Raw genomic sequence first — 19,780 nt, 5'->3', positions numbered from 1 at the left:
CGGATTCTTTGAGCATTATGAGTTAATGATGCGCTATCATTTCACACAGCAGGGTATTCATGGCTTTCAATAAAGGATGACCAGCCCGGTTTTTCAGGGTGAAAAACAGCACCCGGGCAGCTTTATGTGCTTCGCAAATCACTTCGATCTCACCGGATAACTGTGCCTGCCTCACCGTATCTGTATGTAGCAGACCAATCCCCACGCCACCTGCGATCAAATTTTTTGTCACCGCCTCACGGTCAACACTGATCATTTTTGCCGGGCGAATCTGATACTTATCAAATAATGCCTCAGCAGCACGCCCGCAACAGGTACTCGATGCCGGGCAAATCCATGGCAGTGCAGCGAGTTGTTGCCAGTCTGCCGGTTGCGACAGATCAACCATCCCCGGAGCGGCCGTCAGATAGATACCAAATCGCTCCACTTCAGTGGTATCAAAGACCGGATCGGATTCTCCGGCTTCACTGTAAAATCCGGCATCGAGTGTTTCATTGCGTACCGCCTGAATCACATCAGCGCTACTACTGTGAGTCAGAGAAACCGTGATATCAGGATGACGATCTGCCAGCCGGGTCAGTAATTCACCCAGCATTTCCGGTGCCGTCTGACATCCAATACCCAACCGGAAGTTGCCACTCAGCTGACCTTTTATCCGGGTTGCCTGTTCAAAAATTTCCCGGTGTGCATTTAACGTCATCTCAACCTGCGGCAGAATCATACGACCATCAGAAGTCAGACACATGCCCTGTGGCGTCCTGTCAAATAATGTGAGCCCCAGCGTCTCCTCAATTGCCTTAATATGAGCACTCACCGCAGGCTGGCTGAGGCAGAGCTGGTCAGATGCACGGGTAATACTGCCTTCCCGTGCCACAGCAAGGAAAGTTTTCAGCTGATGAATTTCCATCGTCGTCTCCTTTATCACAATCGCACCGACAGTTATCGAGCAGACCGTTAATGTATCACGCCAGATACGTGCCACCAGACAAGATTCAGCGGAATCAAAATGAACAGAGTCACAGCAAAGAGGGTGAAACACAATTTACTGGCAGCACCTAATGGTATTTTAGCCATCTGCACAGCACTCAGCATCGGCGGAGACTGATAAGGCAAAAAGATATTGGAAAAGGCCATCACCTGAGTCATCAACACAGCAGTCAATGAAAGTCCGGTCATCCCGGAGAAACCTTCCGCAACCGGCGTCATCACAATGGGAACGCCCGGCGGGCTGGCAACAAACGCAATCAGTGTAGACACGCCGGTCAAAGCCCCCAGATTATAGAGATCATGGTCAGGAGAAAAGCCAATCAGATCACTGAGCTTCTCCACCAGCGCATGCCCAAGCCCGGAAGCAGAAATCACCGCGCCCAGCCCGAGAACCCCGGCAATAAAGAACAGCGAACCATAGTTTACCTCCTCACTTAAACAGCGCGGGGAAGTCAGCGCCGTCCCCGGCATCAGACAAATCACCGCCGCCGCCAGTGCAATCCAGCCGGGAGACACATGGTGCAGGCTATCACTCAGCCAGCCCAGCAAGCAGAGGCTGATAATCACTATCAGTTTTTTTTCCGGGCTGCTCAAGGGTTGCTGTGGGGTCTGTTTCAGGGAGCTGAAAACAGGCGCCTTATCAGGAAACATCCATAAAATCAGGGCTATCAACACAGCCGATTTCAGGATCCCCAGAACCGGTAAGTTAATTCTCAGATAATCCCAGTAGGATAAATGATAGTGATAGAGCGTTTCAGTCGTGCCCGCTAACACCATATTGGGCGCATTGGCCGGTAAGATAGTAAAACCCGGTAAGATGGTGCCAAAAAAAGCGGCCAGCAAAAAGCCCAGCCAACCGTTTCTGCCCCGCGAATAACCCAGATGTTCAGCCAGACCGGTCACAATCGGCAGCAGCAAAACCACCCGGCCCATTGCCGAAGGAATGATAAACGCCAGCAGAAAACCACATACGACCGTCATCGCAATCATACCGGCATAAGAGCGACCAATCACCCGGCTTATCAGCGCGGCTGCCCGTTTATCCAGACCGGTATAACGAATCGATGCGCCCAGAATCATGCCACCAAAAAACAACCAGAACACAGATGATGTGAATCCGGACAGTACAACAGCAGGAGTTGCGACGTGAAAGACAATGGCTATCAGAAAAAACACCAGAACCGGCCAGTACTCAGGGACCAGGCCTGTTCCCCAGCACACCAGACAAAACAAAGTCAGCCCGGCGGCCCAGGCCATCGGAGCCGGAATAAACTGAGCCAGAAAAAAACCGCCCAGTGCTGTCAGGCCACAAAGCAGTAAAACCTGTACTCCGGGGTGACCGGATAATTTCCGGGTAAACCATCGCGTCAATCCGGGCTTCAAAGAAGATGAGAGAGACATACAGAAACCTTATCTGAATCATTTCCCTCACTATTTCATGAAGCGAACCTATCGTCTATTCGTAAATTTAAAACCCTTCCCTCAGCATATCAGAGGACCTTTCCTGAATAGATCTGTTTCCGGTGACAAAACGCCCTACTCAACATACATCCCGGTCCGGTCCACAAACACAAACTTTCAGAAACAACAAAGGCCACCGGAAGGCAGCCTTTGCACAAATGAAATACAGAATATTGACTTATTCCTGTTCCGTCAGACTTTCAGTTTCAAGTGCATCAGGATCAATCACTTTCAGAGCCGGGGTAACAGGCAATTGTGGTTCGACAAAGTTTTCAGAGAATGAAGCATTATCTTCAAGATTCACAACTTCACTTGCGGTTGCTTTCTCTTTGGACAGACTGGTACTGCTGCTCACCGTAAACTTAAATCCAACCGCGTTATTTTTTTCATTCAGTTCATCCACAATACCATCCGGGTCAACAATCATGACCATATAATAAGTCCCGTCAGCAAGCTGAGGGACAGGCACAGTAAAGGTGTAGCTGGCTTGATTAGGGAGCTGACCGGCAAACTGACCATAATAATACAACCCATTATAATTTTTATCTGTCATATACAACGCCAGTTTGGGCGCACTGCCACTGGTTTGTGAACAACCGGTACTGACCGTGACTTTCAGTTTCATTTTATCGCCAACAGACACCTTATTCGGCACCAGACTTCCGGATGAAACCAGCCAGTCAACAGGATTAGACGGACCAATTTTCACTACACCAGAACTTAAAGATGATGAAATGCTGTATTTTGCTAATACCTTAAATTCAAGCGGGGTACAGGTATGACCCAGCACATTTTTATTTTGTGCACTCAGCATATTCACATCCGCGGTAAATTTTCGGGTTCCGCTTTGAGGTTTACAGAGTGTGGTTCCAAGACCACTTTTCCCACAATTGATTTTTGCCGCTGCCGAGCCCAGGCTGATGACACTTTTTCCATCATCCTGAGTCAGATAAAGACCGACAGCAGATGGCGGCACAAAAATTTCAGAGCCAAACAAACCAAACTCAATATTAAAAGTACTTTCAGATGGATAATCGACACGTTTATCAACACTCACATTATTGACAGAAATTGAAGCAAGTGCAGGTACAGCAAAAAGTCCGGTGAAACAAATGAATCCGGAAACCAATTTTTTCAGTTTCATATTTTCCTCATCGGCCCGATACAGGCCAGTGATATGACATAAAAACACTGATACGACAGAATTCAGCAGGAAAGAAGCCAAAAATTATGCTTAATATGAAACTAATTTCAACAATGATAATTAATCAATTTTTCTGAGTAAACATAACCACCTGATTTTCCGGGCGATTCACCACTAGAGCGTGTTTATCTTTCATAGCCTCCAGCAGGAATGGCGATGAAAGATAAACACGCTCTAAGCAAATGTCAGTCTTCAGCCGCAAAATCCTGCAAGGCCTGACCTGTCAGCCGGTAGATAATCCACTCATCCTGCGGCTCGGCGCCAATACTCTGGTAAAAATCGATCGCTTTTTGATTCCAGTGGAGCACCACCCATTCAAACCGGCCACATTCTTTATTCACCGCAGTTTGCGCCAGATATTTCATGATAGCTTTACCGGCTCCAGTGCCCCGCTGATCTTCAGACACATACAAGTCTTCCAGATAAAGTCCGTACTGCCCAAGCCATGTGGAATAATTGAAGAAATAGACGGCAAAACCAACGGGCTGATCGTTTTCTTCACAGATAATCGCCTGCGCATGTACTTCATCCCCAAATAAACGGGCTTCGATCGAGTCAACCGTATTCAGCACGGCATCTGGTTCCTTTTCAAATACAGCAAGCTCATTGATAAAACCCAGTATTGTTGCGGCATCTTCTTTCACTGCGGGCCTGATTCTCATATGACTACATCCATCCTTCCACAATAAAACAGTCCATTACGGAAAAACGAAATCAGTGTAATCGATCTCAGGTCATGAATGAAGTGCACCACCGCGAACGGCCCGTTGTTTATCCGCACTATCCGGCTATTCCGGATGACTCAGTGACGTGTCCTGACGGGGCCTTTCTGACAACCACTGACCCAATTGCTCCGGATAATCGGTTTGCAAAGCCCCGACCCCGGCATCAATTAAAGTGCCCCAGATGGCCTCCGGATCGCGGAGTGCTTTCCCGTCGGCGAATCCCAGTACATTCACCGGATCCAGTGTATTCAGCCAAATCCGGTAATCCAGCTGCTGTAATAAAGGTTTTGCGGCACGAAACTCCTCTAAATCTTCAAAGGAAAACTCAATCATTTTTGGTTGCAGGGCAGATAAAGCACGCATCAACGGCTCAATTTTTCCCTTCGGTGCATGCACCAGCGGAATATGCATGACTTTACGGCATAACTGAGCCAGTTCCGGCGTCACCGCTTGTTCATCCGGGATAAATTTTGATTTGACGATCACCTGATCCAGCATTTCAAGTTGCTCTATCGCATCGACAATCGCCGGTAGCTGCGCCGGAAACTTAGCATCCACATTCACAATAATGCGCCCGCGGGCCAGCTCAAGGACTTCGGATAACAAAGACACCCGCTGCTGTGAAACCACCTGAGAAGCACCATCACTTTCATACAGATACAATTGCTGAATCTCTTCGAGTGAAGTTTCAGCCACCAGACCGCTGCCGGTGGTGGTCCGGTCAAGTGTGGCATCGTGAATGACCACAAACTCTCCGGTTGCGCAGAGCTGGGTGTCAATTTCAACGATCTGAGCCCCAGCCTGAATCGACGCTTCAACGGCGGCCAGAGAATTCTCTGGCGCCTGATGCCAGATGCCACGGTGGGCGATAATCAATACGTCAGGATTATTGCGGGAAAAATCCAGTGTTTTGGTTGTTAATTCCATAAATTATTTCCGGTTTAAATATACAAAAGACGAATGAATGCAAACACGTTCATTCAAAAATATTGATTCAAAATTGCTGATCCAAAAATGTTGATCCAAAAAAACAAGCGGATAAGCGCGCCATCATCAGGCGCGCGATATGTCAGTCATGCAAACTGACTTCATTAATAAAGCCGGCTTTGATGGCATCAGATAGCTTCTTGTTCGCCCAGTCCGTACTCTTCTGTCGTTCTTTGGCGCTCAGCAAAGAGAACGCATCGCTGGCCTGCGGGTGCTGCGGTGCAGACCCATAAACCCGGTTCAGCTCAGATTGTGTCTGGCTGCTGGTCAGCCAGTGAATAAACACCAGCGCAGCAGCCGGATGCGCAGCATTGCGCGGAATCGCAACCACATTACCGCCCCCCGGCATTTTGATGGCAGGAATGTAAAATTTCAGTTTCCCGGACAACTCCCCTTTCTTTTGTAACCCCGCCAGCTGATCTTCCCAGGCCGGAGCTAATGCCAGCTCACCACCATTCACCCGGTTCAGACTGTCAATATTTGATGCCGTAATGACATAATCTGATTTTCTGTGGTTAAACCAGTCCCACACCGGCTGAAATGCCTGCATCACTTGCTGAGATGGCTCTGCGGTTTTAAAATCAATCTCCGGTAACATATTCCGGGCGATGGACTGAATAAATCCCGGACCGGATCCACCATTTTCGGCATTCAGGCCAAAACTTCCCGGATGCGCTTTGATATAAGCAGAAAAGTCCTCTGTGGTTTGCGGCAAATCTTTTTCTGCAATCAATAACGGATTATAGGCAATACCGGTCTGATTGCCCCAAAACGCAGGGGCCATCCCATGGTTATCGACCCCTTCAATCTTGTAACGCAGCACCTGTCCGTCAGGCAGCCGGTTTTTCAGCGGCCCGGTCAGCACCTCTTTGGCTTTTATCTTTGCCAGATCAGAACCCGATAAAGAAATGACATCGATATCCCCTTGTTTGCGGTTCTTTTCAACAATCAGTTTCTGCAGATTACTCTGATGCCCGCCTTCAGTGATCCGGACTTTAATCCCATACTGTTTTTCAAATGATTTCACCGTCTCTCTGAAACGATCCTGAAAATACCACTGATACCAGACTACCGTTTTTTCAGCTTTTGCCTGCGTCAAAACTTCATCCCAGCGCATGCCGGACAGATCTTTGGCTGAAGATGCCACTGACCAGCTTAAAGCAGATGCAGCAAGCAACCAGATTAACTTTTTCATCGTTTACTCCTTAAAATGATGCTGTTCATCGTGCCATTAGCCTTTTCCGGTAATGGCGACTGTATTTCTGTTCTTCTGAAGCCTTTCAACAACGAGCATTAAAAGGACATTCGGAATCACAAGAATCAGGGAGACAACCGCAGCGTTAGGCCGGACAAAGTTGTATCCGAGATAGGAATAGAGAATGGTTGGCACCGTTGTAAAATCCGGTGAACCAATAATAAATGCCAGTGCAAACTCCTCGATACTCATAATAAAAATGATGATAAAACTGGCGACAAATCCGGGCTTAAGCACCGGCAGATAAGCCGTGCGGAACATGGTCAGCGGCGAAGCACCCAAATCGCGGGCGGCATCAATCAAATCCTGCCGGACCAAAGCAAACGAAACCGAGAGAATCCGGATTGCATAGGGCATGAATAAAACCGTATGGCCGACCAGAATACCGGTAAACCGGGAGTGCAACCCCAGCTGCAACAGTAGTGAAGAGAAAAAGATGCCAATCACAAATCCCGGAATTACCAGCGGAATCAGCGTCAACAACTGTGCAGCCTGCTTACCGGGAAAATTAAATCGTCCGAAAGCCCAAGCCGTCGGGAAAGCCAGCGTCATGCACAGACATGCCACCAGCGGTGCCAGCGTATAGCTATTGATCAGTGCGTCCGGCAGGGAGGTCGATGTCCAGACCATTTTCCAGCGTTCAAACGACAACACAGGCGGTAACATATCGGGATAAGCCCATGCGTGATGCGGGTCAACCAGTGACCACAACACCGCCATCGCAAACGGAATGACCAGCCAGAGAAAACAGAGCACAATCAGAACCCACATCACACACCGGTTCAGCCATGGATGATTCATTTTCTCGCTCCTCTGTGAATCAGTTGCTGAGACAGCAAAGCAAGCAATAAAGCACCCGCCAGAGAAGCTGCCATCAGAACCACCGCCACAGTCGCAGCCTGATTCCAGCCATCCGCCGCCTCCGATTGCAACCGGTACATGAGCTGAGCCAGAGAATTCACCCGTGTTGGACCGGCAATCACCTGAAAAGAATAATCCCCGGCCGCGCCGATAAAGATGATGATCATCGCCGCCTGTAATGCTCTCACTGTCAGCGGTAAAATGACGCACCGGAACCGCCGCCACGGACCCGCCCCTAAATCCCGCGCCGCATCGATAATGTCTTCACCAATGGTTTTAACCGCATCAGAAAGCAGCAACAAAGCAAATGGCATCTGTTTCCAGACCTGAAGAATAATAACCCCGATCCCCATTGCATCATTCTGCATCCGCAGCGGACGTTCCGTGATACCAAGATGAACCAGACTCAGGTTTAAAAACCCGTTAAAAGAGATGAAATTCACATACAGAAATGCCGCGACTAATCCATGCACTAATAACGGCGCTTTCAAAATACCGGCAATGAATGATGAACCAGAGAATGGCTTTCTCAGCCAAAGCGCCAGCGGATAGGCCAGCCCGACAGAAAGCAATGCACTGGTCATCGCAATTTTCATCGAATAAAACAGCGCGTTGTGCAGCTGAGCATTCTCAGTCAAATGGTGCCAGTAACGAAACGTCAGCCCGCTTTCCCCGGAAAAGTTGTAATACCCCAGTGACTGCGCCACCGTCAAAGAGACAATAACAACCATAAAAACCAGTATCAGTCCCAGTCCCGGCAGAAGCATCAAATAAGCCAGAGCGGTTTGGCCGGACAGCTTCGGAGAAAGTTTCATGCGTCCTCCTGCAAAAAGTGGATGGCGGTTGCAGGAATATGAAATGCGTATGACTGCCCTTCCTGCACCTGACGCGTTCCCTGAACCTGAATACGAACCGACAGGTCATCTTTGCCGGACGTGAGCATAAAATCCGTCAGGTTCCCCAGAAACGTTTTGGTCGTCACCTGAAGTTGCAGGTGATTCTCAGCCGCATGGCCAAACTGCATATTTTCGGGCCGCCAACAGATTTGAGCATGCCGGCTGACCGGTGGCTGCTCAGAATGTACCCATAACTCTCCCAAAGCAGTCCGCACCCGATAACGATAATTTTCCTGCTGTTCAAGCACTTCACCCGGTAAGATATTCGCACCGCCCACAAAATCAGCGACAAACGGATTGACCGGGCGGTGGTACACCGACTCCGGCGCGCCCGTTTGCTGAATCCTTCCCTGATTCATCACCACCATCCGGTCGGACATTGCCAGTGCTTCCGATTGATCATGGGTGACATAGATCGCCGTAAAACCCAGAGATTTCTGTAATTTCCTAATCTCCAGCCGGACAGAATCGCGTAACTTTGCATCCAGATTAGACAACGGCTCATCAAACAGCATCACGCCGGGCCGGTTCGCCAGTGCCCGGCCAAGCGCCACACGCTGCTGCTGCCCGCCGGACAATTCAGCCGGCAGTTTATTCAGCTGACTTTCAAGAGACATTTGCCCGGCAATCTCCTGTAAACGCTGTTTTTGCTCAGCGACAGACACTTTCGCCTGCCGGAGTCCGAATAACAGATTCTCTGCAACAGTCAGGTGAGGAAACAAAGCATAAGACTGAAAACACATTGCTGTATCCCGCTTCTCGGGTGGCAACCGGTGAACACACTGACCATTCATCCGGATATCACCGGATGTGACCGGCACAAATCCGGCAATCGTTTTTAACAGCGTCGTTTTACCGCAACCTGAAGGCCCCAGCAGCGTGATAAATTCACCACTGCGAATATCCAGAGAAATCTCCTGCAATGCAGTAAAGTCTCCGAAGCTGACGCCCAGTTTATCAATGACTACCTCTGTCATTTCATTCCTCTTTCTGTATCAATCCGCGTCTTTGCATTTGCTGTACGCCTTATTAATACACTTAGTGTGTAATAATAATATTTCAACATTATTACACTTGATTTGTAATAATGAATTTCAGCTTGTAAACTGGCACTTATCAAAACAAATAAGCTGAAATGCTGTCGCGAACGGATAGCCGTAAAAAGATGAATCAAGCCACGTCAGAAAAACTCAAACTCTCCGCTAATGAAAGAATGCTGCTGAATATTGTCCGGTGTGCACCGGGAATTGCCCGTTCTGCCATTGCTGCAAAAACGAACCTAACCCAGCAGTCGGTCCACCGGCTTCTGGAGGGATTAATTCAGTCAGATTTTATTGTGCTGGGTGAACTGGTCAGTCAGGGCCGCGGGAAACCCAGCCCCGGCATCTGCCTGAATCCGGATGCCTGTTTCAGTGTCGGCGTTTCCTTAAATACGGATACGATTCAGATCATGCTGCTTGATTTTTGCGGCACACCGCTGACAAAAACCAGCGCGCCTTTTCCCCCGGCAGACCGGACTCAAACACTCAACTGGCTTAAAGATCAACTCGCTCAATGGAGAGAAATTTATCCCCGGATACAGGGAAAAATTGTCGGCATCGGCTTATCGGTTCCCGGATATTTCACCGGGAAAAAAGGCTTTATGAAGCCTTCCCCGCCACTCTCCGACTGGCAGGAAACCGATCTGTTACAGGAACTGGAAACCATCCTGAATTATCCGGCATGGATCCTCAATAACGCCACCACCGGCGCGATTGGCGAATCGTTATTTGGTGCCGGATTAAGGCATGACACCTTTGGTTATTTATCATTCAATTATGGTTTTGGCGCCGGGATTGTGATTCACGGGGAACCTTTCTTTGGCACCTTTGGTAACGCGGGTGAAATCGGGCGTATTTATACCCGGGAAGAGATGCCCATGCGCCCGGCCCTGAATGAACTCATCAAGCGACTGGCGCAACACGACATCATGATCCATTCTCTTTCGGAACTCCGCCAGCATTTTTCCCCCGGCTGGCCGGGTGTGGCCTCGTGGGTTGAAGACGTCACACCTTATTTGTTCCGGGCCATCAATACGCTGCGCGGTGTCATTGACCCCGGCGCCATAGTTTTGGGAGGGGAACTTCCCCCAGCACTGGGAGAATTGTTACTGGCCTCGGTTGAGCGGCACGATACAACCCGCCAGCATGATATTTCGGTTCGTCCGGAAATATTTGTCAGCGAAATCAGCAACGATCCCTGTTTATTCGGTGCTGCACTTTTTCCGCTCAGAGATACGTTTTTCCGCCACTGAACAGGATGATGCTTACATTTCGACATCTTACGTTTCGACATTCCACGTACCGGCATTCAATAGCGATATCGACTCAGAGTCCTGCTTCAGCGCCACAAATCACAATGAGTCCGCACCAGAGATATTGCCGGGTCATCAGGAACGGCGCTTGTGTGCTGCACAGCGCCAAAAAACGCCTTTAATACCCTTTTTCAAAATCCACCCGGTTGAATAATGAAAAACCATCCTGCCAGCGCTGACAATTGGCAACAAATTCCTCTGCGACCTGCTCCGGAAAGCTGACGGCTGCGATATGCGGCGTCACCGTGATTCCCGGATGCTGCCAGAATGGGTGGCCGTCCGCTAACGGTTCTTTACAGAAGACATCCAGATACGCATGCTGAATATAGTTCGCTTCGATAGCCGGAATCAGGGCATCTTCATCAAGCGTCTGACCCCGGCCAACATTAAACAAAATCGCCTGATTACAATAACTCAGCAATTCCCGGTTCAGCAGTTTCTCTGTTTCTGCAGTGGCAGGCAGTGTATTCACCACAATCTGAGCTTTCGACAGCGCCATCCTGACTTCATTGACATGAAAAATCTGCTCAAAGGGACTTTGCTTTGGCGGAATCCCGCTGCGGTTGATGCCAATGGTATGAATACCAAATGCAGAGGCAACCTGACTCAGGTGGCTGCCAATCGATCCGGTGCCAAGAATCACCATCGTCTGCCCGGCCAGAGAGCGATACCGGCACGGCTTCCACTGTTGCTTGCGCTGTTGATATTTATAGTAAACCAAATGACGGTGATGGCTGGTCAAAAATCCCAGCACATATTCAGAAATCAGCTGACCAAAAATCCCTTTAATATTGGTCAGCTGATAGCCTTTGCGTAATTCCGGTGCTATTAATGCGTCCACCCCGGCATAGATGGATTGCAGCCACTCCAGTTTGGGAAAATCATCCAGACATTTGGCTGCCATTGGCGGGGAAGCAAGTAAAACTGTGGCCTGACTGCGATCCTGCGTTTCGGTGAAACCATCCAGCGGGTAAGACTTCAATAAGTCACGGTACCGGTCGTTATTGTGGGTCAAAATATAATATAAATGTCCTGAATGACTCATTCGTGTGACGTCTCCCTGTTCATTTTTTATGCATGCAACATTGCGTTATCATCATACTGTATATGATGATAACGCAATATACCCGAGATGCCTGATGAGTCATATATCCACACAAAGGAATACAGGATAACGATACCGATACCAGGCACCTATTGAAACACAGGCGGGTTTCAATCAAAATCAGCTTAATCCCATCAAATTAAAGCGTGAAATGTCCCGGATGAATATTTTACTGATTGAAGACTCTGACACTCTCAGAAGAAGCATCTCGGTCGGACTAAGCCACCTTGGGTTTACCGTCGAAGAGGCTGCCGACGGCTGCACCGGCCTCAATATTGCCATGCATAACCAATATGATTTGATCATTCTGGATATCATGCTGCCCGGCATTGACGGACTCAATATCTTAGAAACATTAAGAAAGCAAAATAACAATGTAAAAATCATTATCTTATCGGCAAAAAATGAAACGGATGATAAGGTCAGGGGATTACTCTCCGGTGCCGATGATTATCTTGCCAAGCCTTTTGTGTTTGATGAACTCCATGCACGGGTGCTGGCCTTACTCCGCCGGGAAGGCGACCTCCGGTATCAGGATTGTATCACCTTGCAGGATTTCAGCCTGGATCTGGTCACCCGTGAATTCAGATATCGGCAACAGGAAATTAAACTGACCTTATCCGAATATAAAATCATTGAACTGCTGTTCAGAAGAAACAATACAATTGTCAGCCTCGAAACACTCACGTCGGCTTTAGCCGGAAATTTTGATTACGTCTCCAAAAATACCATTCACGTCCACATCTCTTCGATCAGAAAAAAGATTAAACAATTTGGCGGTGAATTACCGCTGATCCACAAAAGAGGTCATGGGTATATTTTGGAGAATGCATCATGACTGGCAGAAAAAAATCGATTCAGTCCAGATTAATGAATCTGATTTCGCTGTCACTGGCTGTCATTCTGTCGATTCTTTTTATTCTGATTGATGTCAACATGGATGATTGGGCAGAAAATCAGTTCACCAACGAAATTCAGAGTCAGTCCTATATTTTAAAATCCATCATTTCAGTCAACCACCCTGAAAAAATGTTGATTACCGGAAATGACATCCTCAACGCAGAGCAAATCAACAATATCTATTATCAGGTGTGGGTCAATGGGCGTGTCGTCGAAAAGTCGCCGAATATGCGTCATCTGCCGGATATCAACCTGATCCGACAAAAAATCGGGCTCAATACCTCGGCCATGGATCATGTTGACCTGCCGGATGGAGAACGGGGCGTCGCGATTTTTTCCAGATTCACGGTCCCCGGCAGGGCGCATACTGAATATTATCTGACGGTGTATAACTCAGAAGCCAAACTCAACCGCGTGCTTTACACCATCGATACCGCTTTAATTGTGAGTTTTATTCTCACACTATTCCTGACCAGAATCGTGGCCAGACATATAGTTGTCAAAGGCCTTGCACCCCTATCGGCGCTCAATGATGAGATCATCAGAACCACCGCAGAACCATCCCGGCTCCTGTCTCTTTCAGAACATGATGTTGAAGAAATATCCCCGATATATCAGTCTGTTAATCGCTACATTTCACATAACCGTGATTTAATGAATAATGAAAAAAGGATCACCAGTGATATTGCCCATGAGCTGAAAACACCGATATCAGAGCTCATCACACTCACGGAGGTGTATGAAAAATTTCCGGACGACCCGCGGATTGCCGCGACTTACAGCCGGGACATCCTGACTATCTCGAGTGAAATGAAAAGCCTGGTCAACGGACTGCTATCACTCCAGCAAATTGATTCTCAAACCAGCTCAGACAACACGGATGTTGCTCTCAGGCCGCTGCTGACAATGCTGATGCAAAAACAAAATATCACCCGTGATGATCTGCGTATTAAGATGTCTTTTGAAGGCAAACAAAACGCCAGCCTCTTTACAGATAAAACGGCACTTTCAGTGATACTCAGAAACCTGCTCGACAACGCACTGTATTACAGACAGCAGCACACCCGGCCCTGCGTCGATATCCGCAGCTACCCTCATGGTACGTATCTGATCGTCAGCAACAAAAGTCAGCATCAATATAATCAGGCAACACTTGATAATCTGACCAATCCCCTGTTCAAATTTGATACTTCAAGAAAGAATGACAAACACTACGGACTGGGCTTAACCATTGTTAAAAGATTATGCGAAAAGCATGGCTATTCATTGTTTGTCAGGCAGGACAACGATATGAACTTCAGTGTGATTGTGATGATCCCACACCCGGCATCACTGACAGAACCTCTTGACCGGTGACTCAGTTAAACGCTGAGCTTAATCTCTCCGCCATTCATACACATTAGCCACATTCTGCCGCTGATAAAACCCGGCATGCAGCTGCATGAACTGATCTTTTTTCAGCAAAGGAAAATCCCACTCTGACGGCTGAAAGTTCACAATCTGATGATTAACTATCATGCGAAACGATACCGGCTTTTTCCAGACCCGCCGGAATGACAACACGCCACGCTCCGGATCACACTGAAAACTGACCCGCTCACTTTGGGGGGTATTCATAATCGCCGGATAAGCCTGACCACTGGTGCAGGCCTGTTCTATCAGAAATAAAATATCAAACCGGTTATTAATTGTGGTGCTGACAAAAACAGCCATGTGGTTTTTTCGGTCAACCTTTCTTAATACCAGTTGGTTGGTATCATGCGTTCTTGCAATCTGCATCTGACTGTTGAAGGGATAAAAATGAGTGACCTTCCATGCCATCTGCTGGTTTAAATAATGCAGATCGGCCTCATACTGCCAGACAAAAAATGTACCCGCAAAAAGCACCACCGCCATCAGCAGGGATAAAATATATTTCACTTGCATCACATTACTCAGCTTTATCTACTCTATCTACTCTCGGGTTATTGCCATGCCATTCACTTCTTATCCGGCATAGTGTAAAAAAAGAAGCTTAAGACCGGCTTAAGATAGATAAGAAAAGACCGGGCTTGTATTCTGTTCATGAAATGACTATTGTGCACCCCATCAATCCCATGACTTTCACTCAGGACTTTCTTTTGAGCCAGCAACCATTTTCATCACTTCCTCTGTCCCCGGCGTTACTTCAGAACATCGACTCACTGGGATATACCGCCATGACCCCGATTCAGGCGCAAAGTCTGCCACTGATGTTGCAGGGCAAAGATGTCATTGGACAGGGAAAAACCGGTTCAGGTAAAACCGTGGCATTTGGCCTGACGGTCCTGAACAACCTGAATGTAAAGCGTTTCCGGGTTCAGTCTTTAGTACTTTGCCCGACGCGGGAACTGGCTGATCAGGTTGCAAAAGAAATCCGTACGCTGGCCCGGACCATTCACAATATCAAGGTGCTGACCTTGTGTGGCGGCATGCCAATGGGACCACAGATTGGTTCCCTGGAGCATGGCGCGCATATTCTGGTGGGTACTCCCGGACGCGTGTTAGATCACCTCAACAAAGGCCGGATTCATCTCGAAGAGCTCAATACACTGGTACTGGATGAAGCCGACCGGATGCTGGAAATGGGCTTTCAGGATGCGCTGGATGCCATTATCGACGCTGCGCCGACAGCACGTCAGACGCTGCTGTTCAGCGCGACATTCCCGCCACAAATTCAGTCCACCACTCAGCGGATCATGCGCAATCCGGAGATGGTGAAAGTTGAATCAACCCATGAATCCTCTTCAATCCGGCAATATTTCTACAAGGTCACCGATGAACAGTCCCGGCTGGATGCCACTAAAACCCTGCTGCTTCATCATCAACCTGAGTCAGCGGTGATTTTCTGTAACACCAAACGAGAGGTCAAGTCAGTCGCGGATTTGCTCTGGAATGCCGGTTTTGATGTGATTGATATTCACGGCGATCTTGAGCAACGCGATCGCACCCAAACGCTGGTTCAGTTCGCCAATAAAAGTATTTCTATTCTGGTCGCGACCGATGTGGCAGCCCGCGGGCTGGATGTCGCCGATCTGGATATGGTGATCAATTTCCAGCTCTCGCGCGATCCGGAAGTCCACGTGCACCGGATTGGCCGGACCGGGCGCGCAGGCAGCAAAGGCGTTGCCTGTAGTCTGTTCAGCGACAAAGAAATGATTCGCGTGTCGCAAATCGATGAATACATGAACTTGCCCATCGAACCTGCACAGTTGCCCTCAAGCGATGGATTACCGGAAACCGCATATACTGCGCCGATGGCGACCATTGAAATTTCCGGCGGTAAGAAACAAAAACTGCGCGCGGGGGATATTCTCGGCGCACTGACCGGAAAACAGGGTATTTTGGGTAAACAGGTCGGAAAAATTAATCTGTTTGATATGCGGGCGTACGTGGCAGTTGAAAAAAATGTCGCCAAAAAAGCTGCCAAAAAACTCGAACAAGACAAGATCAAAGGCCGCCAGTTCAGAGCCCGTGTGCTGAAGTCTTAACTCGCCATAGCCGTCAGACCGGTTTCTGAATCTGTCTGACGCTTTCCCCCCTATCACGGTAAATATCACAGTAAAATCAGCAACTCTTTTACATCTTCCGGTGAGCCATCCACGATTGACATACCGACCGGATAAATCTGACTGAAACTTGCATCTTGAGGTCATCCGGGGATACATATATCATCCTGCGTCATATCACTAATTTGAATAATAAAGGAATTGAATATGCGTCATTTCAGGCTGGTTTCCCTGCTTTTTTTATCTTTCGCTGTGATGCCATTTGCTCAGGCAGAAACCGCTCAGAAAGAATTATCCGGATTTAAATACAATACCGACAGTGACAGTATCGATATCAAAATGAAAGAAAACAGCACTGCTGATTTGAAAACAGTCAATGAATTCAAATCACTGTCCTATCTGGAGATCACTGCCGGGGATATTGATCTCACTCTTGATGCCGGAAATGATACGGTCGAGTCAATGGAGCTTGTGCTGTTGAACAAAAATCCGCTTCATTTCTACCAGACAATTTCTGCGCTAAAAAAGTATAAAAAATTAACATCGTTACGAATTGCTTCAAGGTATCCACTCAAAGACATCAACATTCAGGGAACCGAACAGCTGAAATATCTGCGTCTCAGAATGAATCAATTTTCTTTCCGGCACATAAAACTCAGCCCGGGAATCAAAGAAGTTTCTGTTTATGCTGAAAAAATTGATTTAGCCGGACTCGGTCAGCATCACGCCATTCACACATTAAAACTGAGTGGCTCAGAAGAAAGCCTGGATTTCAGCAAAATCAATCAGAACGCTCAGATAAAAAAACTGACGATTGATTCTGAAGTGCAGACCACATTGAAAGGACTGGAAAATTTTCACCATCTTGAGTATTTGGACCTGACAACACCAGCACTTTCGGATGTGACAGCACTCGATCAACTGACCTCACTGAAAACGCTCTCTATCCGGCAAATGGGGTCGGATCAATTACCTGAGATTCATAACCGTCATATTGCAACGCTGGCTTTATATTATCGCAAAGAATTTGGCCCCTTCAGTGAACGCTATATTCGTGATATTTCAAATATAGGTACGATGAAAGGACTCAAAAAAGTGTACTTCGAGCATGAACAGGCAACGGATTACTCTCCTTTACTGAAGCTCGATCTGGAGCAACTCAGTGTGACTAAAAAACAACCCCTGCCCCTTGCTGTTATCAAAAAAATGCCACATTTGAAATTTTTTGCTTACGGAAGACACAGATACGAAGGCAACGCATTAAAAACACTCCTGAACACAGAACTAAAAACCAGCACTGCCAATACATTTAAAGCTCTGATAAATGGAACGCCTGAACGGGGTTCGATCATCTACGGAGAGAAAAAACAGCTGGTTCCGGTCAATAAAATCACATTGGATACATACAACCGCTGTCATTCAAATCATATTGCAATCAGCCCTGCGTTACTCTCTGTCTCCGTTGACGAGTATATTCACTTACTGAAGCATGTTTACCGCCAGTCCAAACAAGGGATACCCAGCCAGTACACCATTGAAAGCTGCCAGGGTTCAACAGCGATTGTCAATCATCTTGTGGCCGGGGAATAAATCATGAAACCCATCCTCAAACATCCGTGGAATTTATCTGAAACAGAAGCCCTGACATTACAGCAACAGCTGGCAGCACAGGTGATCAAAACCGACCAGCTCCGTACGGTAAACTATATTGCCGGGGTTGATGTAGCTTATCCTGATTCTGGTGATCGGCTTGTGGCTGCGGTGGTGATCCTTGATGCAGACACCCTTGAAGTCATCGAAACCCAAACGGCGGAGGATGAAGTTCATTTTCCGTATATTCCGGGTTTATTCTCATTCAGGGAACTCCCGCCACTACTCAAAGCCTTTGAAAAAGTACAACAAACACCGGATCTGATACTCTGCGATGGTCAGGGCCTTGCTCATCCAAGACGATTCGGACTGGCGTGCCATCTGGGTATGCTGTTTGATGTTCCTACCATTGGTTGCGGTAAAACCCGCCTGACAGGAGAGCATGAACAGCCAGCGCCGGAGAGAGGCGCTTCTGCACCGCTGATTGATCAGAATGAAGTCATCGGCTGTGTGCTGAGAACCCAGACAAATATCAATCCTGTTTATGTCTCTGTCGGGCACAAAATCTCTCTGGAAACCGCCTGTAAATGGGTCCTGAAAGCTGCACCAAAATATCGTCTGCCCGAAACAACCCGGCAGGCCGATCATCTGGTCAATACCTTAAGAAAAGCACTGGGAAATAAATAAAACCCGGATTGAACTAGAGCACGCTCTAGGGTTTCACCGATATATTCACAAAAAGAAGGCGGAAAAACCGCCTTCTTTTTTATCCGTCAGGGCGGAGGGATTAAAAGCCGATTTCATCCACAGTGAAGCTGCTGCCACATTTGTTAGAAAACTTCGGATCGGCATCCATCATTAAGCTTTCAAGGGAAGCATTTTCATCCAGTTGCTTCGGCAAATTAATATAGACATCCACTAATTTGCTGTTCTTACATGAAATCTGTAACCGTTTGTGCGCACCATCAAAAAACGCCTGATCCACGACATCAAAAAAGTCTTGCGTGGAGACAGATTCACCGAGGTGATCCCGCATGAAATAAGCGACATTCTGGTTAAATTCTTTTTGCAGGCGAATCGCCGTTTTAAAATATTCATCCGCGTTTCTTTGCGTCTGGCAGGTACCGTGCTTGTACCATTCATGGCGTTGCAAGCAAGAACCATAGGCTGCACTTGGCATATATTGTCCCAGTAATGCCAGCGTCGATGATGACATCGGAACCGCATCATAACTGCAGAAAGGACTCACCGAGTGAGAATAGCTGCCACAGAATCCGTAGCTTGTGCCACAAGAGGCTTTATTCGGCCACAAACCATGCAGGGTAAAGTTTCCGGCCTGATAAGCGCTGGAATCAGTGACCTTACATTCAGGCTTTGACGTATGTGTTTCACAGAAAGCAGGCTGCCAGCTAAGGGCAAAAACATAACTGTCTTCCTGACCCGCGGTTGAACAGCTGCCAGAACCCGAACTGCCCGATGAATCTGAGCTGCCAGATGAAGAAGAATCACCATCTTTTACCTCACCACAACTGACAGAGACCCAACGCAACTGCGGGTTGGCATTCTCAACCACCACCCGGTACCAGGTGGCATTGCTTTTATTTGCTTCCTGAATCTGATAAGACTGACCGGAAACCAGATAAATATTCCCGGGATTGGTCTTCTTATTTTTTGATTGATAAGCGGGACATGCCTGACTGGCATAAAAAGTACCAGAGAAAGCTACCGCGGAACACTGCCCGACAACACCGAAAAACAGTGTCAGGGCAGAAAAAACAGCCAACAGAGTTTTTAGTTTCATTTAACATATTTCCTGTATAAGTATGTGTAAGCGTCGCAATAATAAACATATCGCATTAAATACGAAAGAAGTTAAATAAAACTTAGTGTCATATTATTTTTTTGCGAAATAATCATGACACTGTTTTT

General features: G+C 47.6%; 18 protein-coding genes. 6 read left to right on the top strand and 12 right to left on the bottom strand.

Annotation, left to right across the window (positions count from 1 at the left end; translation table 11 throughout):
- Nucleotides 1–22 precede the first annotated feature (22 nt).
- The 9 genes from OCV29_RS04795 to OCV29_RS04755 all read right to left on the bottom strand — a co-directional run bounded on the left by OCV29_RS04795 (nucleotide 23) and on the right by OCV29_RS04755 (nucleotide 9,353).
- Entirely contained in the window at nucleotides 23–907 is an 885-nt protein-coding gene (locus OCV29_RS04795) for a LysR family transcriptional regulator (protein WP_073604660.1), read from the bottom strand.
- A 47-nt stretch (nucleotides 908–954) separates the two neighbouring features.
- Nucleotides 955–2,388: an SLC13 family permease gene (locus OCV29_RS04790; protein WP_073604659.1), complete on the bottom strand. Its 1,434-nt coding sequence runs from the start codon at nucleotides 2,386–2,388 to the stop codon at nucleotides 955–957.
- Nucleotides 2,389–2,626: 238 nt separating this feature from the next.
- Nucleotides 2,627–3,592: a CARDB domain-containing protein gene (locus tag OCV29_RS04785; protein ID WP_139281626.1), complete on the bottom strand. Its 966-nt coding sequence runs from the start codon at nucleotides 3,590–3,592 to the stop codon at nucleotides 2,627–2,629.
- Nucleotides 3,593–3,837: 245 nt separating this feature from the next.
- Entirely contained in the window at nucleotides 3,838–4,314 is a 477-nt protein-coding gene (locus tag OCV29_RS04780) for a GNAT family N-acetyltransferase (protein ID WP_073604657.1), read from the bottom strand.
- 126 nt (nucleotides 4,315–4,440) lie between these two features.
- The gene (locus tag OCV29_RS04775) at nucleotides 4,441–5,304 is read right to left on the bottom strand and encodes a glycerophosphodiester phosphodiesterase family protein (RefSeq protein WP_073604656.1); all 864 of its coding nucleotides are present in this window, start codon (nucleotides 5,302–5,304) and stop codon (nucleotides 4,441–4,443) included.
- Nucleotides 5,305–5,446: 142 nt separating this feature from the next.
- The gene (locus tag OCV29_RS04770) at nucleotides 5,447–6,559 is read right to left on the bottom strand and encodes an extracellular solute-binding protein (RefSeq protein WP_073604655.1); all 1,113 of its coding nucleotides are present in this window, start codon (nucleotides 6,557–6,559) and stop codon (nucleotides 5,447–5,449) included.
- A gap of 36 nt (nucleotides 6,560–6,595) precedes the next feature.
- Nucleotides 6,596–7,420, bottom strand: a complete 825-nt coding sequence (locus OCV29_RS04765) for an ABC transporter permease (protein WP_073604654.1) — start codon at nucleotides 7,418–7,420, stop codon at nucleotides 6,596–6,598.
- On the bottom strand, nucleotides 7,417–8,295 hold the full coding sequence (locus OCV29_RS04760) for an ABC transporter permease (protein WP_073604653.1): 879 nt from the start codon (nucleotides 8,293–8,295) through the stop codon (nucleotides 7,417–7,419). The genes OCV29_RS04765 and OCV29_RS04760 overlap by 4 nt, the downstream gene beginning before the upstream one ends.
- On the bottom strand, nucleotides 8,292–9,353 hold the full coding sequence (locus OCV29_RS04755) for an ABC transporter ATP-binding protein (RefSeq protein WP_261887371.1): 1,062 nt from the start codon (nucleotides 9,351–9,353) through the stop codon (nucleotides 8,292–8,294). The genes OCV29_RS04760 and OCV29_RS04755 overlap by 4 nt, the downstream gene beginning before the upstream one ends.
- 188 nt (nucleotides 9,354–9,541) lie before the next feature.
- Here OCV29_RS04755 and OCV29_RS04750 point away from each other — a divergent pair, with 188 nt between their 5' ends.
- Entirely contained in the window at nucleotides 9,542–10,669 is a 1,128-nt protein-coding gene (locus OCV29_RS04750) for an ROK family transcriptional regulator (RefSeq protein ID WP_073604651.1), read from the top strand.
- 178 nt (nucleotides 10,670–10,847) lie between these two features.
- On the opposite strand, the gene OCV29_RS04745 is transcribed toward OCV29_RS04750, so the two are convergent.
- On the bottom strand, nucleotides 10,848–11,774 hold the full coding sequence (locus OCV29_RS04745; RefSeq protein WP_073604650.1) for a D-2-hydroxyacid dehydrogenase: 927 nt from the start codon (nucleotides 11,772–11,774) through the stop codon (nucleotides 10,848–10,850).
- Between the two features lie 220 nt (nucleotides 11,775–11,994).
- Between OCV29_RS04745 and OCV29_RS04740 the strand changes: the two genes are divergently transcribed.
- Nucleotides 11,995–12,672, top strand: coding sequence for a response regulator transcription factor (locus OCV29_RS04740; RefSeq protein ID WP_073604735.1), 678 nt, complete (start codon nucleotides 11,995–11,997; stop codon nucleotides 12,670–12,672).
- Nucleotides 12,669–14,090 (top strand): sensor histidine kinase, encoded by a 1,422-nt coding sequence (locus OCV29_RS04735; protein WP_073604649.1) that lies wholly within the window; start codon nucleotides 12,669–12,671, stop codon nucleotides 14,088–14,090. Before OCV29_RS04740 ends, OCV29_RS04735 begins: the two co-directional genes overlap by 4 nt.
- A gap of 18 nt (nucleotides 14,091–14,108) precedes the next feature.
- Here OCV29_RS04735 and OCV29_RS04730 read toward each other — a convergent pair whose 3' ends face one another.
- Entirely contained in the window at nucleotides 14,109–14,660 is a 552-nt protein-coding gene (locus tag OCV29_RS04730; RefSeq protein WP_073604648.1) for a hypothetical protein, read from the bottom strand.
- A gap of 194 nt (nucleotides 14,661–14,854) precedes the next feature.
- On the opposite strand from OCV29_RS04730, the gene dbpA reads away from it, so the two are divergent.
- The 3 genes from dbpA (at nucleotide 14,855) to nfi (ending at nucleotide 18,538) form a co-directional block, all read left to right on the top strand.
- Nucleotides 14,855–16,243: an ATP-dependent RNA helicase DbpA gene (dbpA, locus tag OCV29_RS04725; protein ID WP_073604734.1), complete on the top strand. Its 1,389-nt coding sequence runs from the start codon at nucleotides 14,855–14,857 to the stop codon at nucleotides 16,241–16,243.
- Between the two features lie 225 nt (nucleotides 16,244–16,468).
- On the top strand, nucleotides 16,469–17,851 hold the full coding sequence (locus OCV29_RS04720) for a hypothetical protein (protein ID WP_073604647.1): 1,383 nt from the start codon (nucleotides 16,469–16,471) through the stop codon (nucleotides 17,849–17,851).
- Nucleotides 17,852–17,854: 3 nt separating this feature from the next.
- Nucleotides 17,855–18,538: a deoxyribonuclease V gene (gene nfi / locus OCV29_RS04715; RefSeq protein WP_073604646.1), complete on the top strand. Its 684-nt coding sequence runs from the start codon at nucleotides 17,855–17,857 to the stop codon at nucleotides 18,536–18,538.
- 100 nt (nucleotides 18,539–18,638) lie between these two features.
- On the opposite strand, the gene OCV29_RS04710 is transcribed toward nfi, so the two are convergent.
- Complete coding sequence (locus OCV29_RS04710; protein ID WP_084193399.1) at nucleotides 18,639–19,652, bottom strand: ribonuclease T2 family protein; 1,014 nt, start codon at nucleotides 19,650–19,652, stop codon at nucleotides 18,639–18,641.
- Nucleotides 19,653–19,780 lie beyond the last annotated feature (128 nt).

It is taken from the genome of Vibrio aerogenes (assembly GCF_024346755.1).
Classification (GTDB): domain Bacteria; phylum Pseudomonadota; class Gammaproteobacteria; order Enterobacterales; family Vibrionaceae; genus Vibrio; species Vibrio aerogenes.
This window is presented reverse-complemented; position numbering and strand designations above follow the sequence as displayed.

Coding starts and splice junctions, on each gene's coding strand:
- OCV29_RS04795 (WP_073604660.1), bottom strand. CDS start 907: ATGGAAATTCATCAGCTGAAAACTTTCCTTGCTGTGGCACGGGAAGGC.
- OCV29_RS04790 (WP_073604659.1), bottom strand. CDS start 2,388: ATGTCTCTCTCATCTTCTTTGAAGCCCGGATTGACGCGATGGTTTACC.
- OCV29_RS04785 (WP_139281626.1), bottom strand. CDS start 3,592: ATGAAACTGAAAAAATTGGTTTCCGGATTCATTTGTTTCACCGGACTT.
- OCV29_RS04780 (WP_073604657.1), bottom strand. CDS start 4,314: ATGAGAATCAGGCCCGCAGTGAAAGAAGATGCCGCAACAATACTGGGT.
- OCV29_RS04775 (WP_073604656.1), bottom strand. CDS start 5,304: ATGGAATTAACAACCAAAACACTGGATTTTTCCCGCAATAATCCTGAC.
- OCV29_RS04770 (WP_073604655.1), bottom strand. CDS start 6,559: ATGAAAAAGTTAATCTGGTTGCTTGCTGCATCTGCTTTAAGCTGGTCA.
- OCV29_RS04765 (WP_073604654.1), bottom strand. CDS start 7,420: ATGAATCATCCATGGCTGAACCGGTGTGTGATGTGGGTTCTGATTGTG.
- OCV29_RS04760 (WP_073604653.1), bottom strand. CDS start 8,295: ATGAAACTTTCTCCGAAGCTGTCCGGCCAAACCGCTCTGGCTTATTTG.
- OCV29_RS04755 (WP_261887371.1), bottom strand. CDS start 9,353: ATGACAGAGGTAGTCATTGATAAACTGGGCGTCAGCTTCGGAGACTTT.
- OCV29_RS04750 (WP_073604651.1), top strand. CDS start 9,542: ATGAATCAAGCCACGTCAGAAAAACTCAAACTCTCCGCTAATGAAAGA.
- OCV29_RS04745 (WP_073604650.1), bottom strand. CDS start 11,774: ATGAGTCATTCAGGACATTTATATTATATTTTGACCCACAATAACGAC.
- OCV29_RS04740 (WP_073604735.1), top strand. CDS start 11,995: ATGAATATTTTACTGATTGAAGACTCTGACACTCTCAGAAGAAGCATC.
- OCV29_RS04735 (WP_073604649.1), top strand. CDS start 12,669: ATGACTGGCAGAAAAAAATCGATTCAGTCCAGATTAATGAATCTGATT.
- OCV29_RS04730 (WP_073604648.1), bottom strand. CDS start 14,660: ATGCAAGTGAAATATATTTTATCCCTGCTGATGGCGGTGGTGCTTTTT.
- OCV29_RS04720 (WP_073604647.1), top strand. CDS start 16,469: ATGCGTCATTTCAGGCTGGTTTCCCTGCTTTTTTTATCTTTCGCTGTG.
- nfi (WP_073604646.1), top strand. CDS start 17,855: ATGAAACCCATCCTCAAACATCCGTGGAATTTATCTGAAACAGAAGCC.
- OCV29_RS04710 (WP_084193399.1), bottom strand. CDS start 19,652: ATGAAACTAAAAACTCTGTTGGCTGTTTTTTCTGCCCTGACACTGTTT.